15 protein-coding genes are annotated in these 15,442 nt (G+C 54.4%); 7 read left to right on the top strand and 8 right to left on the bottom strand.

Features of this window, described 5'->3' with window-relative positions:
• Window positions 1–23 precede the first annotated feature (23 nt).
• Entirely contained in the window at window positions 24–1,355 is a 1,332-nt protein-coding gene (locus tag R70331_RS29475) for a sensor histidine kinase (RefSeq protein ID WP_042181698.1), read from the bottom strand.
• Entirely contained in the window at window positions 1,355–2,032 is a 678-nt protein-coding gene (locus tag R70331_RS29470; RefSeq protein ID WP_042181696.1) for a response regulator transcription factor, read from the bottom strand. Before R70331_RS29470 ends, R70331_RS29475 begins: the two co-directional genes overlap by 1 nt.
• 280 nt (window positions 2,033–2,312) lie before the next feature.
• On the opposite strand from R70331_RS29470, the gene R70331_RS29465 reads away from it, so the two are divergent.
• The 3 genes from R70331_RS29465 to R70331_RS29455 are packed head-to-tail and all read left to right on the top strand — an operon-like array spanning window position 2,313 to window position 6,025.
• Window positions 2,313–3,056: a polyphosphate polymerase domain-containing protein gene (locus R70331_RS29465; protein ID WP_042181694.1), complete on the top strand. Its 744-nt coding sequence runs from the start codon at window positions 2,313–2,315 to the stop codon at window positions 3,054–3,056.
• A complete protein-coding gene (locus R70331_RS29460) occupies window positions 3,049–3,732 on the top strand; it encodes a DUF4956 domain-containing protein (RefSeq protein ID WP_042181692.1) in 684 nt (227 codons plus the stop codon). The genes R70331_RS29465 and R70331_RS29460 overlap by 8 nt, the downstream gene beginning before the upstream one ends.
• Window positions 3,733–3,757: 25 nt before the next feature.
• Window positions 3,758–6,025 carry a carbohydrate-binding domain-containing protein gene (locus R70331_RS29455; RefSeq protein WP_042181690.1) on the top strand — a complete coding sequence of 756 codons (2,268 nt, stop codon included), beginning with the start codon at window positions 3,758–3,760 and terminating at the stop codon, window positions 6,023–6,025.
• A gap of 86 nt (window positions 6,026–6,111) precedes the next feature.
• Here R70331_RS29455 and R70331_RS29450 read toward each other — a convergent pair whose 3' ends face one another.
• The 4 genes from R70331_RS29450 to R70331_RS29435 all read right to left on the bottom strand — a co-directional run bounded on the left by R70331_RS29450 (window position 6,112) and on the right by R70331_RS29435 (window position 9,366).
• A complete protein-coding gene (locus R70331_RS29450) occupies window positions 6,112–7,308 on the bottom strand; it encodes a hypothetical protein (protein WP_042181688.1) in 1,197 nt (398 codons plus the stop codon).
• Between the two features lie 22 nt (window positions 7,309–7,330).
• Window positions 7,331–7,786, bottom strand: coding sequence for a hypothetical protein (locus R70331_RS30850; protein ID WP_052419270.1), 456 nt, complete (start codon window positions 7,784–7,786; stop codon window positions 7,331–7,333).
• A complete protein-coding gene (locus R70331_RS29440; protein WP_231576377.1) occupies window positions 7,779–8,315 on the bottom strand; it encodes an RNA polymerase sigma factor in 537 nt (178 codons plus the stop codon). Before R70331_RS29440 ends, R70331_RS30850 begins: the two co-directional genes overlap by 8 nt.
• Window positions 8,316–8,451: 136 nt before the next feature.
• Window positions 8,452–9,366: a phosphatidate cytidylyltransferase gene (locus R70331_RS29435; protein ID WP_042181686.1), complete on the bottom strand. Its 915-nt coding sequence runs from the start codon at window positions 9,364–9,366 to the stop codon at window positions 8,452–8,454.
• A 97-nt stretch (window positions 9,367–9,463) separates the two neighbouring features.
• Here R70331_RS29435 and R70331_RS29430 point away from each other — a divergent pair, with 97 nt between their 5' ends.
• Complete coding sequence (locus R70331_RS29430) at window positions 9,464–10,009, top strand: hypothetical protein (RefSeq protein ID WP_042181684.1); 546 nt, start codon at window positions 9,464–9,466, stop codon at window positions 10,007–10,009.
• 1 nt (window position 10,010) lies between these two features.
• A complete protein-coding gene (locus tag R70331_RS29425; RefSeq protein WP_042181682.1) occupies window positions 10,011–10,481 on the top strand; it encodes a DinB family protein in 471 nt (156 codons plus the stop codon).
• 68 nt (window positions 10,482–10,549) lie between these two features.
• Here the strand turns inward: R70331_RS29425 and R70331_RS29420 are convergent, their stop codons facing one another.
• Both R70331_RS29420 and R70331_RS29415 read right to left on the bottom strand, forming a co-directional pair.
• On the bottom strand, window positions 10,550–11,446 hold the full coding sequence (locus tag R70331_RS29420; RefSeq protein ID WP_042181680.1) for a diacylglycerol/lipid kinase family protein: 897 nt from the start codon (window positions 11,444–11,446) through the stop codon (window positions 10,550–10,552).
• Window positions 11,447–11,473: 27 nt separating this feature from the next.
• Window positions 11,474–12,427 carry a catalase family peroxidase gene (locus tag R70331_RS29415; RefSeq protein ID WP_042181678.1) on the bottom strand — a complete coding sequence of 318 codons (954 nt, stop codon included), beginning with the start codon at window positions 12,425–12,427 and terminating at the stop codon, window positions 11,474–11,476.
• Between the two features lie 209 nt (window positions 12,428–12,636).
• Here R70331_RS29415 and R70331_RS29410 point away from each other — a divergent pair, with 209 nt between their 5' ends.
• On the top strand, window positions 12,637–14,262 hold the full coding sequence (locus R70331_RS29410) for an S-layer homology domain-containing protein (protein ID WP_156131216.1): 1,626 nt from the start codon (window positions 12,637–12,639) through the stop codon (window positions 14,260–14,262).
• 335 nt (window positions 14,263–14,597) lie between these two features.
• The gene (locus tag R70331_RS29405) at window positions 14,598–15,416 is read left to right on the top strand and encodes a methyl-accepting chemotaxis protein (RefSeq protein WP_042181676.1); all 819 of its coding nucleotides are present in this window, start codon (window positions 14,598–14,600) and stop codon (window positions 15,414–15,416) included.
• Window positions 15,417–15,442 lie beyond the last annotated feature (26 nt).

Below are 15,442 nucleotides of genomic sequence, written 5' to 3'. Positions count from 1 at the left end.
CCAGCCTCTTTGCTGTAGGCCTATTAAGACAGCTGCACATAAAACGTAGCCGATTCCCCGACCGTACTTTTCGCATACAGCTTGCCCTTATGCTGCTGCTCAACAATGGACTTGGCGATGGCGAGGCCAAGGCCGTAGCCGCCCTGCTTGCGGGCCCGGGAGGTATCAGTGCGGTAGAACCGGTCAAAGATCCGGGTCAGATGCTCCGCGGCAATCCCTTCGCCGGTATTGGTGACGGACAGCAGCACGTCGTTATGCTGCTTGTGCAGAGACAGGGTGACTTCACCCTTCGGCCCGGTGTACTTGACGGCATTGTCCAGCAGGATCATGACAACCTGCTTGATCTGCTCGCTGTTGCCGTGCACGGTTAGATTAGGCTCGATGTCATATTCAAGCGCGACATTCTTCTCAAAGATGACGGCCTCCATCGTCAGGATAATATTTTCGACCGCTTCGCTGATGTTGAAGGGGGCATGAACCATCCCGGTGCGGGAATCATCCATTTCGGTCAGATAGAGCAGGTCACTCGTCAGCTTAGCCATCCGCTCGGTCTCGGATTTAATATAATGCAGCCATTTGGACTGCTCCAGAATCGTATCCTCGGGATTTGACAGCAGCACATCGGTATTCGTATTAATAATGGCCAGCGGCGTCTTCAGCTCATGCGAAGCATCTGCAATGAACTGCTTCTGCTTATCAAAGGCTTCCTGCACCGGCTTGATGGAGCGGTTCGCAAAGTAGCGGCTGGTGAAATAGAGAATGATCAGCATCGCGATACCGACAACCGAGAAGATATAGACCATGTTCGTGAGAATCTTCTGCTGGGAGGTGATGTCCAGGAAAACAAGCATATGCCCGTCGGCGGTCGGCTTGGTTTCAAAAGCCCAGAGACTCCCGTCCAGCTCAAATCTTCCGGTTGTTTTATTCATATCAACAGCGGTCTGCAGCGCCTGGGCATAGAATTCATCATCCATGCTGAGCTGTGAGGTTGGCGTACCTGTCTGCTTCCAATCGTTATCGGTCTCAATCATAAAGGAGATCGAACGCTCCGGCGGCGGACTGTCGCCCATCCTTCCGAAGCTGCCGCCGCCCTCCGGGCGCTGTGTTCCGCTGTCTATAGTGCCGGCCGGCGCACCCTCGATCCCTCCGGCAGCTCCGCCGTTCATTCCCCCGCCGCGGTGCTCCCCGCTGCCCGGCTTCTGGAAAGCCTCTGTAATCCGCTGAAGATCAAAGCTGATGTCATTTTGCACATTCAAATAGTTGATTGTATAGATGGTAGCGAAGGCGACCAGCATCATCACGGAGATGGTCACCAGATTGACGATCAGGAAGCGGTTTCTGAGCTTTTTGAACATCAGGCATCCACCTCTAGTACATAACCTACACCCCGAAGCGTACTGATCCGCGCAGAAGCGCCGAGAAACGTAAGCTTTTTGCGGAGAAAAGAAATATAGACCTCCACATTGTTATGCTCGGCCTCCGAATCAAAGCCCCACAGCTTCTCAATAATCTGCTCCTTGGAAGTCACCGATTGCTTGCGCACCATCAGCAGCTCCAGCAGCTCGCTTTCCTTCAGGTTCAGCTTCATTTCCTTGCCGCCCACAGTGAGCTTCAGGTTAGCCGTATTCAGCTCCAGATCCCCGAATTTCAGCGCATCATCCGGCAGCACCTCGCCCTTGCGGCGCAGCACCGCCCGGATTCTGGCCAGCAGCTCCTCCGAGGAGAAAGGCTTGGCAATATAGTCATCTGCACCGTAATCGAGCCCCGTTACCATATCGGTGGTGTCCCCTTTGGCCGTAAGGAAAATGACGGGGGTCGGGATACTCTTTTTACGCAGGGCCCGCAGCAGGCTGATTCCATCCATCTCCGGCATCATGATGTCGAGCAGCAGCAGATCATAAATCCCGCTGAGCGCGTAATCTAGCCCCGTTCTGCCGTCATGTACGGCGTCCGCTGAATAGTTATGCTTTTTCAGAATTTGGGTCACGGCCTCGGCCAGATGCACCTCATCCTCCACTATTAAAATTCTCACCCAGTCATCATCCCCAGTTTAGCTTAATGTCTGTCTTGTAACTTACGTCATTATAGCAAGATTACCTTTAATCAACCTTAACTGCGGAGACAGAATTCCTAGCTTCTACTATATAGCGGGGTTGATCTTGTGCCGCAGAAGCCCTTTGTAAAGCCGGTGTGAAAAAATTAACGCAATGTAAAATCCATTTAAGATTCATTAAAGGTTTGCCAGCTAAGATACATTCATAGGCAAGCGAGACACACGAAACACTCTAACTTGAGAAAGGATTTGATCCCAGATGGCTATCGAGGTTTTTAACCGCTACGAAAACAAATACCTGTTCGATCATGCAGCCTACCTGAAGCTCTATAACGAACTGCTCGAATATATGGAACCGGATGATTACAACAAACAGCATGAGTTTTATTCCATTACTAATCTGTACTACGACACACCGAGCAATACGCTGATCCGCAACAGCCTGTCCAAGCCGAAATACAAAGAGAAGCTGCGCCTCCGGGCGTACGGTGTCCCGAATGGCGATTCCAGGGTGTACCTGGAGATTAAGAAGAAGGTCTTCGGCCTCGTCAATAAAAGAAGAACCTCGCTCAAGCTGGACGAAGCTTACGAATTTGTCCGCACAGGCATTGCGCCAGAGTACAAGGATTACATGAACAAGCAGGTGGTTGAGGAAATCAAATACTTCCTGAGCTGCTATGATCTGAAGCCGATGGTGTATCTGTCGTATGACCGCAAAGCGCTGTTCTGCAAAAATAACCGGGATCTGCGCATTACCTTTGATACGAATATCAGAAGCCGGCGGTATGACCTGAAGATGGAGCACGGCACACACGGCGAGCAGCTGATGGAACCGGGGCAGTGGCTGATGGAAGTCAAAGCAGAGAAGACGATTCCGGTCTGGCTGTCCAAAATGCTCTCCGAGCACCAGATGTACCGCACCAGCTTCTCCAAATACGGCAACGAATATAAAAAAATGCTGAGAAACAGCAAAGTAGAAAGCGAGAGTGTATTGTATGCTTGATTCCATTTTTACCGCCGTGTCTGACAGTACGGCATTAACTTTTGGTAACGCGGTACTTACGATCCTGATCTCCCTGGCGCTGGGTGCGCTAATCAGCTTCACTTATATGAGAACAAGCCCTGCCGGCTATTCGCAAAGCTTCACGCTCACTATGGTGCTGCTGCCGGTCATTGTAGCCATCATCATTCTCTTAATCGGCAGCAACGTAGCCAGAGCGTTCAGCCTCGCCGGAGCGTTCTCCATCATCCGCTTCCGCAGCGCGCCCGGCGATCCTAAAGACATCACCTTTGTCCTGTTCACGATGGCCTCAGGCCTCGCCTGCGGCGTCGGCGCTTACGGTTATGCGGTCCTGTTCACCGTTATTCTCTGCATCATCATGGTTATCCTGAACCGCACCGGCTTTGGTGTAAGAAAGTCCGTGCAAAAAACGCTGAAGGTTACGATTCCTGAGAATCTGGGCTATGAAGAAGCCTTTGCTGAAGTATTCAACAAATTTAATGTTGCTTATGAGCTGAAAAAGATCAGAACCACCGAGCTCGGCAGCCTGTATGAGCTGGTGTATAACGTTACCCTTGATGAGCAGACCAGCCAGAAGGAGTTCCTTGATGCTATCCGTACCCGAAACGGTAACCTGGATCTGTCACTGACAATGTGCCCTACAACTACGGAATACTAACACAGACTGAAAGGATTGATCAGATATGAGTAAATTTATAATGGCAAGTAAAGCGGGGCTGATCCTGCTGCTCGCAGCTGTCATGTCAGCCTGCGGCACAACCGGCAATGCCTCCACCTCCTCCTCTTCGGCAACTACGGCTGCAGTGACTACAGCAGCTGCAACTGGCGCAACAACAGCAAATGTACAATTGGCAAGTGTGAAGGCGGCGGATCTCGTCAGCTTTGATGAAGAAGATGTGGCTACAGCCTGGAGCGCTGACAGCGCCACCGCGATTGTGCTAAGTGGAACAAGTAGTACTGTAACCGGCTCGGGAGCAACCGCTTCCGGCAGCACAGTCACAATCTCAGCCGGCGGAACCTATGTGCTGAGCGGCACCCTGAGTGACGGCCAGATTATTATCGATGTACAGGATAAGAGCAGCGTGCATCTGGTGCTGAACGGGGTTACGCTTGCGAACAGCAGCAGCGCACCGGTCTACATCAAGGAAGCGGGCAAGGTCATCATGACGCTGGAAGACGGCACGGTGAACACGGTAACCGACGCGGCAGAATATGTATACCCGGATGCAGCTACAGATGAGCCTAGTGCAGCGATTTTTAGCAAGGCCGATCTGACCATTAACGGAACCGGTACGCTGAAGGTTAACGGCAACTACAACGACGGCATTACGAGCAAAGATGATCTGAAAATTGTCTCCGGTATTATCGAGGTAACAGCAGCGGATGATGGTCTGGTCGGTAAAGACCTGGTAGCTGTGCAGGAAGGCAGCATTACCATTACAGCAGAAGGCGACGGCATCAAGTCGACCAATGACGAGGATACAGAGAAGGGCTTCATTGCGATCTTCGGAGGAAGCTTTGACATTACAGCAGCCAATGATGGTATTCAGGGTGAAACCTCCCTTGTCATCGACGGCGGCACATTCGATCTGGTGACCGGCGGCGGCAGTGCCAACGCTGAAGTGAAGACAGGTGATCAAGGCGGCTTCGGTGGCGGAGGCTTTGGCGGAGGCGGTATGGGCGGCGGAATGCGCGGCCAGGCTCCTTCAGCGGACGGCACAACCGGCCAGGCGGCACCGCCTGAGATGCCGGCGGGAGATGCAGCCGGTCAGGGGACACCGCCGGAAATGCCGGCAGGTGATGCGGCAGCCGGGACGGCAGGCGGGACTACTGCGCCGGCAGATACCAATGCAGCAGCGTCCACGGATACAACAGCCGCAGCCGCAACAGAGTCAGCCAGTATGAAAGGCTTGAAGGCCGGCGGCGATCTTACCGTTAACGGCGGCAGCTTCAAGATCGACTCCGCGGATGATGCGGTGCACAGCAACAGCAGCGTCTCGATTACAGACGGGGAGTTCCAGATTGAGACAGGCGATGACGGTATTCACGCTGACAGTCTGACAGCCATCTCCGGCGGCACCGTGAATATCATCAAGAGCTATGAAGGAATTGAAGGTGCCAATATCACCATCTCCGGCGGTGACATCGATGTGGTAGCCTCCGATGACGGCGTTAATGTAGCCGGCGGCAACGATACTAACAGCGGTCAGGCTGCAGGCGGACAAGATCAATTTGCAAGCTCCGGAAGCAATATGCTCACGATTACCGGCGGAACGCTGACTGTAGATGCTTCAGGCGACGGTCTGGACTCCAACGGCTCGATCACAATGAGCGGCGGCACCGTTACCGTCTACGGACCGACCAATGACGGCAACGGCGGGCTGGACTTTGACGGAACCTTTGAAGTCACCGGCGGATATCTGATCGTAGCAGGAAGCGCAGGTATGCTTCAGGCACCTGGCGATTCTTCCAGCCAATACTCCATTGCCATGACATTCACAGATTCGCAGGAAGCCGGGCAGCTGGTGAATCTGAAAGACAGTGACGGCAACACCGTTGCTACCTTCGCTCCAGCGAAGAGCTACCGTTCGGTTGTAATCAGCTCACCTGACCTGAAAGAAGGCGGCTCCTACACGCTCTCTACCGGCGGAAGCTCTACAGGCACCGCAGTGGACGGCGTATACACTGACGGCACTTACAGCGGCGGCACAGAAGTTGTAAGCTTTGACCTCTCCAGCAGCGTAACCTGGCTGAATGAATCGGGTGTCACCGAAGCAACCCAGGGTATGGGCGGCATGGGCGGCGGACGCGGCCAAGGCGGCATGGGCGGTGGTACAAGACCTGATCGCGGAACCGCAGGCAGCACTGCTCCTGCTGATGCCGGCACTACTGCACCAGCGGACGCTGGCACTACCGCACCAGCCGGAACGGACGGCGAGACTCAGATGTAAGAGCAGGAATGAATGCCGGACAATCGTTCACTGAACAGCAAACAGCACGGTCCCCTTTACCGGGGGAACGTGCTGTTTTGCTGTTTCTACTTGTTTTCGCGCTCCAGTGCCCTGAGGAACCGCTCCGCTTCGGTGTTCTTTTTCCGTGAGCTGGACAGCAGCCGGATGCCTCCGCCGATCATCAGCAGAGCAACAACGACGGTGTTCATATACGACTGAATCCGGGCAATGTAAAAGCCGTAATTCAAGTTGAGCTCCGGTACAACAATCCGGATGAACAGATAATAGACACCAAGGAACAGAAGTGCGCCGCCGATCCAGCCCTGATACCGGGTCCAGCCTTCAATGACCGGTTTGTCATAGAGAGGCTCCCTGCCGTATTTAGCGGCCTGCTGCATTCCGTCAAAAAAGCTGTAAAACCAGGCAATCGGGATAAAGAACAGGAACAGCGAAAGATTAAGCAGATCCAGAATATAGATGCTTCCGAGGAAGATGAGCATCAGCTGGAGCCCTCTTTTTTGCAGTCCAAGGTACATATGTCCGGCTCCGGGGAAGGCTGCCAGCAGGGTTGCGAGAACCTTGCTTTTTTTGCCTGTGCCTCTGCCATGCTCAAGCTGCTCGAAGATCGTCTTGTCTTCAAGCAGCTCTCCGGCCTGCTTGCGGTTCACATGCTGGGCTGCATCGAACATGCAGTACAGCCACAGCACCGGCAGCAGGAGCAGGAAGACCAGGACGGTCTCCTGTCCGGTTATGCCAGCCACAAACACCAGCATGATGCCAAGCCCGAAGAACCCGATCAGGAACGACAGCCCGCGCTGCAGCAGGCCTAGATGCAGATGGCCGAGGCCGGGGACAAAGGAGAGGAGAATCGTGTAGAAGCGCTCACTCTCCCGCCGCGGCTCCCTGCCCTGATCCGGATGGGTATAACCCTCAGGAGGCTGGAATCCGTACGGCTGCTGCTCAAACGGCCCCTCCGGACCACCCGGCATGTGGGCATGCTGCTGGGGATAGGAAGGATAGTATGGCGGATAATCCGGTTCCCGGATCAGCCTGATTACCATACCGAACATGCTGATGAACCAGATAACGGCTGCCGCTAAAAGACACAGGGCGGCGAAGCCCTCATTATTCCCTGCGACGAGTGCAAGAAAGGCAACGCCCAGGCTGCCAAAAAAGATAAAGCCGTAAATAAAACCCTTCAGCCGGCTGCCGTAATAATAGTGCCCCAGGCCAGGAATCATATTAAGCAGGAATGCCAGCATCTTGCTGCGGTGCTGCTGCATTGTTGTTCAGTCCTTTCACTTGTTATTGTTTATAGGGAGCCGGCTTCATTTCTGCAAGCCAGCCGGTTGCTTTTTTTACCATAATCTCGCTGTAAGGCTGCTTGGTCTGGGCAGTGACACCGATATTTCCGGGAGCCAGCTTGTCGAATATGCCCGCGGAGATGAACAGCATCGTGATGCAGGCCGCTGCAATATAATGCAGCCACTGATTACCCAGCAGCCGCCCAAGCCGGGAACGCCCGGTGCCGGTCTCCGGTACTGCTGAAGCTGAAAGAGGAGCAATCCGGACCATGATCTGATCAGCAAAGGCGTCCCCACCAGACAGCAGCGGTACCGGTAAATTCTCCAGAGCCAGCAGGTAGCTGCCAAGCGCTTCAGGATCCTCCAGCAGCATTCTATCCATCTGTTCCCGCTCCGGCGCTGTCAGCTCTCCCTGTACGTACCGCTTCCATTCGTGCTGTATATTGTCTCTATTCATCCCATGAGGTCTCCTTCCAGTGGGTTCTGATCCATTGCCGCGCTCTATACAGCCTGGACTCCACGGTCCTTACCGAAATTTGTGATTTGAGGGCAATCTGCTCATAATTCTCTTCGTTGAGATAGAAATCAACAATAATTCCGCGGTGCTGGTCGGGGAGTGACGAAATCTTGTGCCGCAGAAGCTCCTTCTGCTCCTTCTTCAGCAGCTGGCGGACGACGTCTGAGCGGTGGTCGGCAAGCTGAACGGCTCCATCCTCAGGGACGCTTACTTCTGCCTTCCGGCGGTTCAGCTTCCGCTTAATATCGATGGCTTTGTGCAGGGCGATCCGGGTAATCCAGGTCTTGAAGCCTTCTGAACGGTACAGGGGGAGAGATTTATAAATTTGGATAAAAGCCTCCTGTGCAGCATCCTCCGCATCCTGGGACTGCTGCAGCACGGAATAGGTGACCTGATAGATATGCCTTCCATAGCTGTCGATAATGCTGCGGAATTTAGCATGGTCGCCCTGCAATATTTGCCTGATCAAGATTTCCTCATCAATAACGCTCTCCTCCTTCCCGTGTAATAGACGAAGGCCTTTTATGAAACCCTGCGTGTTTTTCGGCTGCAAGAAATAAAAAAATAGACACCCCCTGGAGTAAGGGATGCCTGACCTGCCGGTTTCACATAAAATCAAAGAAATAACGGATCACATGGAAAAAGATCGGCGAGGTATACGCCAGGCTGTCGACCCGGCTCAGATAGCTTTTTTGCAGGGCGGCGAACTTGTCATCGTCCCCGATCAGCAGGTCGCGCTTCAGTACAGAGACAGTCAGGCTGCCGAAATATCCGCTTAAGCTAATCAGTACCCCTGACAGCAATCCAAACAGCGGGGTGAGTGGTGTCAGATAGGAATAAATAAGAGTAGACACGGCAGTTGTCACCACAAAACCGCAGACAAAGCCCTCCCAGGTCAGATGCGGGTTGGCAGTCGGAACCACCTTATGCTTGCCGAAATAGAGTGAGGCCACATAGTGCACTACATCATTAAGCTGAGTAAGCACCACGAGAAAAAGCACCAGCCCAGCGCCGTATTCCGGGGTGGCAAACTGGAAGTAAGCCAGATGGCTAAGCCCGAATACCATCAGCATCATGCCCCACTGGGTAGAGCTTACACTGCGCAGAAAGCCGAGTGTGCCCTTGTTCAGCAGCCGGGGGAGCGGCAGCAGCAGGAAGACATAGACCGGAATAAAGACGATGAACATCCCGTACCACTCAATATAGATCCAGTAGAACTGCAGCGGAATCGCCAGGTAGGCCCACAGGAACAGCCTGCGGTCCGCCTTGCGCGTGCGGATCATGGAGAAGTATTCTTTGAGCGAGAAGAAGCACAGCACCATCAGCGACAACAGCGATACCACTGCATTAAACAGGGTTGCCAGGCAAAATATAAACAGCATGCCCCACCAGGTTTTGATGCGGAAGCCGATACCGGTATAATCCTTGTCCTTTTGAAGCCTGCTGACGGCAAGGTAGATCACGTGAATGGCGGAAAGGCCGCCTGTAATAAGGAGTAGCGTGAATAAAGAGCTGTTCAAAAGCCGATCACCAGCCTGTCCCGGGATAGATTCCATTAAAGGAATCATATGTTATTATGAAGGAAACGTCCGAAATTGATAAGGGGAAAATTTGTAAATGGAAGGTAACCAATCGGTCTTTATATTGCTTACGAATACCGGAACGCTGTTCACCAGGCTTATTCAAGGTTATACTAAGGCCCCGTATAACCATGCATCCATCTCTTTTACCCGTGACCTGTCGGAGATGTACAGCTTCGGCAGGAAGCATCCCAGCAATCCTCTGAACGGGGGGTTCGTGAAGGAGGATCTGCACACGGGGACGTTCAGTAAATATCCGAATACGACCTGTGTTATCTATGAACTTAAGGTTACAGTCCGGGAGGCGGAGAAAATGCAGCGGGTGCTGCATATTTTTATCCGCAGCCGTCAGAAATACCTGTATAACATTCTGGGCGTCATCGGTATTGCATTGAAGGAGCCTGTGGAATTTAGCAACTCTTATTTCTGCTCCCAGTTCGTTGCCGAGATTCTGGACCGTTCCGGCATCAAGCTGTGGAACAAGCTACCGGCGCTCGTGACGCCGGATGATTTCCGGCAGAGTGAGCGGCTGGGGTTGATCTATCAAGGTAAATTAAACCAATATAAGCCGGGGAGTGAATAGAATGGTTCATGCAAGAGAAGTATTAGTCAATCAATTGCTGGCCGGTGCCAATGATCCAAGCTGGTATCTGCCGTTCATGCATGCAGTGGAAGGAATGACAGAGGAAGAGGCGTTCTGGAAGCCGGGCGAAGGCATGCACAGTATTGCCGAACTGACCCAGCATCTGCTCTACTGGAACAGGACCTGGCAGAGCCGCTATGAGGCGGGACGTATGAATGCCGTGCCGCCTATAGGCGATAACAACAACAGCTTCATCCTGCCGGAGAATGTGCCGTTCGGTGAGCTGAAGAGCGAGCTGCTTGATGTCCTGCTGCGCTGGCAGACGCTGCTTACCGGGGACAGACTGGAAGCGCAGGTCGCCGGATTCCCGGAACCTGCGCTGTGGTGGGAGATTATCAGTAATGCCGCCACGCATAATGCCTATCACATCGGCCAGATCGTCTACGCCCGCAGGCTGCAGCAGCAGGCATAGAGCCAGTTTGCCGGCTAAGAGGCCGGCAGGTGCCGAGTCGCTTGCGGCAGTAATGAAACACCTGCTGTCTAGCGGCTTTCCCCCTCCGGTACGACGACCCGGACATGGCGGGGCAGCACGCTGAGCCGTACCGGCAGAGCGGGTCCTTCCTCGCCGTCCACATTGATCCGCATTGGGGCCGCAGACTGTACCGTTACGCTGCGGGCGGCAAAGTACTCGACTCCCTTATGGTCCTTCAAGTTGCCGAGCAGCAGGGAGATGCTGGCGGTCAGTGTGCTTAGAATCGTAAGATCCTTAATAATAAAGCAATGGATCAGGCCGTCATCTACTGCTGCTCCCGGAGCCAGCCGCTCAAAGCCGCCGACTGAATTCGTCAGGGCGGCAATAAACAGCGGCGAATCCCCCTCCCATACCTCACCATCATGGTTGATCAGCAGGTGATTGGGTGTATTGCCTGTAAGCTCCTTCAGCCCCTCTTTGAAATAAGCCAGCGAGCCGAATTTTGATTTGTCCTCTGAGGTTACCGAGGAGACCGATTCAGCAAGGGCACCGGCCGCTACGACATTAATGAACAGCCGTTCATTCATCTGGCCAACATCGACTGAACGGGTGGCCGGGGAGGCCAGTGTACGGATGGCTTCCTCGGGAATCAGTGAAAGCCCGATGGCCCGGGCAAAGTCATTCACCGTTCCAAGCGGAATAATACCCAGCTTCGGGCATTGCTGCCGCCCGGTCAGCCCGTTAATTACCTCGTGCAGTGTGCCGTCGCCGCCGATAGATACAACCATTCCGTAGCCTTCCTCGCATGCCGCAGTGCTGAAGCGGGCAGCATCGCCTTCCTGCTGTGTCTCCTTTACCGTAATTACATATCCCTGACCCTCCAGTATCTCCTGCGCCATCCGAACATAGCCCGTACCCTCTTCCTTACCTGAGGTGGGATTTACAATAATCATAGCCTGCTCCATCAGTAACCTCGTCCTTCCTTGCGTGGGTTATAGTTCTGCACTGCGCCTGTAAAAAGACTCTCTATAGGCCGTATGGCGAAATTGAAGAATAGGATCATCCGACAGGGCAATGCCCTCTGTAACGGCAGCCGGGTCCATGAGCAGACCAGCCGGTTCTGATATAGTTTCTGTCAGATACAAGCGTCCGATCTCGATCCGCCGCCGGTCCTCCGGCCACGCTTGGGTCGGGTCATCGGTGGGATCATCCTTTTCACCAAAAATAACATGGAGCTGGAAGACCGCCGGCTCCGCCTTCAGCCGCAGCTCCAGCTCATCCTCCAGATAGCGGTCCGGCTGCTGTCTGGCCTCTGTGAGAGAAAGAGTACGGACACCTGCGTCAGGGGTCCATTCAAATTTCACCGGCCGCTTGATCCCTTCGGGATCAATAAAATAATAGGCGTGAATGCAGTAGTAACGGGTCTCGGCATAGCTGGCGGGCGGCTTCAGCCTGTTAAGGCTGAGAAAGCTCTCCCTACTCTCGCTGAAGTGCGTTGTGATCTCTTTGATGAGCTCAAGAGGGCCAAGATTTCCTTCACGCGCCTTATGTGCGGTGCGGATGATATCGATGAATGACTCGGGAGTACGGGCGAAAAAGACCGGCAGTGTTGCCCCTACCAGACTTGCAGTGCCGCCGCCGGGAAGACAAAACTGTACGGCCATGCCTTTAGCCGGAGATAAAAGATCGGCCAGCACCGGGTCGGTGGAGCTGCCGGAGAAGCGGACAACCGCCGCTGTCTCCTGCTGCTGCAGATGCGGTGCGGAGGTAAAGGCAGCAGCCAGTCCGTTGGGCCGGAAGACCGCCCGGCAGCAGATGCCCCTGGCGTGGGCGCGGCGGTAGCCGGGATGAACGCCGGACAAGCCTTCAATGGCATCAACCGCCTCTGCGGCCAGATCGGAATCGCCTGCTGCGGCTATGCGGGCGGGTGAATCAGACTCTTTCATGTACGTGTCCCTCCTAAGGGTGATCATTACGGTCTTTAGATGCTATATTCCATTCATAACCACGCACGTTTCTAATTAAACTCCTGCCGGGTTTTAAGACTTGGAAAACTGTTACATTTTTGTGTTCTACCATTATTTTAGCGGTGCTAATAGACTCTGTCTCTGGTATACTTCGGCAAAATGATACTGGAGGGAGCGTCTTTTAACACGTGAACAGAATATGGGGAAGAGTAGCGGCCGGAGCAGCAGCCGTCTTGTGCGCGGCTGTTATGTACATACCTTACTCGTCGGCGGCAGCTGTATCTGCCGGAGCTAAGCAGCCTTTTGATGATATAGGAGCCAGCTATGCGAGAGAAGAAATCATAGACTTATATAACCGGCAAATAGTAACCGGTACTTCGGAGAACAGCTTCTCCCCGCAGGGGACAGTGACCCGGGCGGAGCTCATTACGATGCTGGGCCGCCTGCTGAGGCTTGAGCCGGTAGGGAGTCCCGTCTCACCCTTTAAGGATGTGGCACGGAACGCCTGGTACTACGGCTGGGTTCAGGCGGCAGTTCAGCTGGAGCTGGCGGGCGGCACCTCGGCTGCGGCCTTCGCCCCGGCACAGCCGGTGACCCGGCAGGAGGCTGCCGTCTGGCTGGCCAGGGCGTTTAAGCAGACGGGGAATACCGCCGGACTGCAGGCTGCTTTCAGGGATAGCGGCAGTATTGCTGCCTGGGCCGGCAGTGCTGTAGCCGCTGTTAACCGCCTGGGCTTAATGAAGGGAGATGACGCGGGAGCGTTCCGGCCTTTGTCTCCTATCACAAGGCAGGAGACGGCAGTGCTGATCTACCGGGTGCTCCAGCAGCAGAAGTGGGCAGCAGAGCTGGAGGGGGACAAGGACGAGCGGATTGTTATAGGCTGGCAGTATGGCCAGACAGTGGCGGAGTATCAGGCAAGCGTTTTGCAGTCCAATGTGAATGTCTTATCTCCCCGCTGGTACTTTGTAGGGGGCACCGGAACCGTCTCGGACTCGACAGTTGCCTCAATGGTTACCTGGGCCAAGAACAACGGCAAGCGCATATGGCCGCTGGTCGGTAACCGCTTTGATCAGGCTGCGACGCATCAGCTGCTGTCCAGCCCGGCAGCGAGAACGGCAGCTGTTAATCAGCTGGGAGCGCTTGTCAGCAAGCATGGCCTTGACGGGCTGAATCTGGATTTCGAGAATGTGGCCGCAGCTGACAAGGCGGGGTTGACCACCTTCGTCACACAGCTGGCCGGTAAGCTGCATACGCTGGGTGCTGTACTGTCGGTGGATGTGTCGCCGGATCTCGGGACTGACTGGACAGAGGCCTTTGACTATGCGGCGCTTGGCAAGCAGGCCGATTACATGGTGATGATGGGCTATGATGAGCACTACAGCGGGAGCATGAGCCCCGGCTCAAATGCATCGCTGCCCTATGTCCGCCAGGCGGTGACCAGGCTGCTGCAGGCTGTGCCGGCTTCAAAAGCCATTTTGGCCATGCCGCTCTATACCCGGGACTGGACGCTTAAGCAGGGCTCCGTGAAGCCCTCTTCGGTCGAGCTCTCCCTTACCGGGCAGAATCAGCTCATCAGCAGCTATGGCCTGCGTCCGGTCTGGAACAGCACGCTCGGACAGTATGTAGCCAGCTATACCCGGCAGTCACTGAAGCATACGATTTGGATCGAGGATGGCCGTTCGCTGACCGCCAAGTTTAATCTGGCTGCAGAGCAAAAGCTTGCCGGCATCGCCTACTGGCATATCGGCGGGGAGAGCCCGGATATCTGGACCAGTATCAGCAATGCGGAGAAGTACGCGGGGTATTCCTTTTAGTTGGCGAAGGATATTAGTGGAACAAATGAAGAACAAATGAAGAACAAATGAAGAACAAATACACTCGTCCTTATCCCGGCGCCCTTTATGGGGCGCTTTTTGTATGCCCGGCGGCTTGCCGTTAGGCTGCTGCCGTCCCTACGGCCGGACTGGCGAGATCAAAACAAACCCGCAAAACCAGCCGGAAGCTGCTCCGCAGCCTGCAGCAAAAAACACTGCGCAACGCTTGAATATAATCCGGCGCGAGCCGATATAAATCAAGATTGGTTATATAAAATTTAGACATTCGTTATTTGAGGTATTGCTTCAGATTTACCGGAAAAGGTGGCTACACAATGTATAACGTTGATTCGCTTGAGCAGCTTATGGCAGCAATCCCTGTAATCAAGGCGGCGGTTCCCGCCGATTTATCAATCGCAGTCTGTGATCTGGAGAAGTTCCTCGCCTACTGGCCGGGAGAAAATATAGATCTGCATATCCGGGAGGGGCAGCTCCTGCATGCCGAGGAGCCGCTGACGGCCGCAATCCGCAGCAATACGCCGCTTAGAGCAGAGGTGCCGGCCGAATTCTACGGGTTCGAATTCACCGGAACGGCTACGCCTGTCCATGACCGGGAAGGCCGGGTCATCGGCGGAATTGCAGTGCAGCTGCGCCGCCAGCGTGAGCTGCGGACGATATCAGATCAGCTGGCCGGCTCTCTCTCGCAGGCAAGCAGCCGGCTGCTGCAGGTAGCTGACGGCGCAAGTGAGCTGGCAGCCTTCACCCAGCAGCTGCTTGCGCTTGCACAGAGAAGCGGCGAGCAGGTGAATGAGACGGATAAGGTAGTGGCGCTTATAAACAATGTTGCCAGCCAGACTCATCTGCTGGGCATTAATGCGGCAATTGAGGCGGCCCATGCCGGAGATAAGGGCAGAGGCTTCGGAGTGGTGGCCCAGGAGATCCGCAAGCTGTCCAATGAGACTGTCAGCTCGACCAGGACCATTCAGGATACACTCGGGGCCTTCAAGACAGCAACTTCACAGATGGGTGTCTCCATTCAGCAGATCGCTTTAATTGTACAGGAGCAGGCCGCAACCTCGGAGCAGATTGCGGCCTTCATCGAAGAGATTCAGCAGATGTCCGAGAAGCTGAATGAATTTGCCCGGAAGCTGTAAGCAGCGGCCCGGTGACCTTTGAGCGG

Source organism: Paenibacillus sp. FSL R7-0331, assembly GCF_000758645.1.
Taxonomy (GTDB): Bacteria; Bacillota; Bacilli; order Paenibacillales; family Paenibacillaceae; genus Paenibacillus_AQ; species Paenibacillus_AQ camerounensis.
Note: the sequence above shows the minus strand (reverse complement) of the source record. Positions and strands in the feature narration are given on the sequence as shown.

What these genes read in the sequence shown, in the direction of transcription:
- R70331_RS29455 (WP_042181690.1), top strand. Translation starts at nt 3,758, where the DNA reads ATGAGTAAATTTATAATGGCAAGTAAAGCGGGGCTGATCCTGCTGCTC.
- R70331_RS29415 (WP_042181678.1), bottom strand. Translation starts at nt 12,427, where the DNA reads ATGAAAGAGTCTGATTCACCCGCCCGCATAGCCGCAGCAGGCGATTCC.
- R70331_RS29460 (WP_042181692.1), top strand. Translation starts at nt 3,049, where the DNA reads ATGCTTGATTCCATTTTTACCGCCGTGTCTGACAGTACGGCATTAACT.
- R70331_RS30850 (WP_052419270.1), bottom strand. Translation starts at nt 7,786, where the DNA reads ATGAATAGAGACAATATACAGCACGAATGGAAGCGGTACGTACAGGGA.
- R70331_RS29420 (WP_042181680.1), bottom strand. Translation starts at nt 11,446, where the DNA reads ATGGAGCAGGCTATGATTATTGTAAATCCCACCTCAGGTAAGGAAGAG.
- R70331_RS29450 (WP_042181688.1), bottom strand. Translation starts at nt 7,308, where the DNA reads ATGCAGCAGCACCGCAGCAAGATGCTGGCATTCCTGCTTAATATGATT.
- R70331_RS29475 (WP_042181698.1), bottom strand. Translation starts at nt 1,355, where the DNA reads ATGTTCAAAAAGCTCAGAAACCGCTTCCTGATCGTCAATCTGGTGACC.
- R70331_RS29425 (WP_042181682.1), top strand. Translation starts at nt 10,011, where the DNA reads ATGGTTCATGCAAGAGAAGTATTAGTCAATCAATTGCTGGCCGGTGCC.
- R70331_RS29465 (WP_042181694.1), top strand. Translation starts at nt 2,313, where the DNA reads ATGGCTATCGAGGTTTTTAACCGCTACGAAAACAAATACCTGTTCGAT.
- R70331_RS29405 (WP_042181676.1), top strand. Translation starts at nt 14,598, where the DNA reads ATGTATAACGTTGATTCGCTTGAGCAGCTTATGGCAGCAATCCCTGTA.
- R70331_RS29430 (WP_042181684.1), top strand. Translation starts at nt 9,464, where the DNA reads ATGGAAGGTAACCAATCGGTCTTTATATTGCTTACGAATACCGGAACG.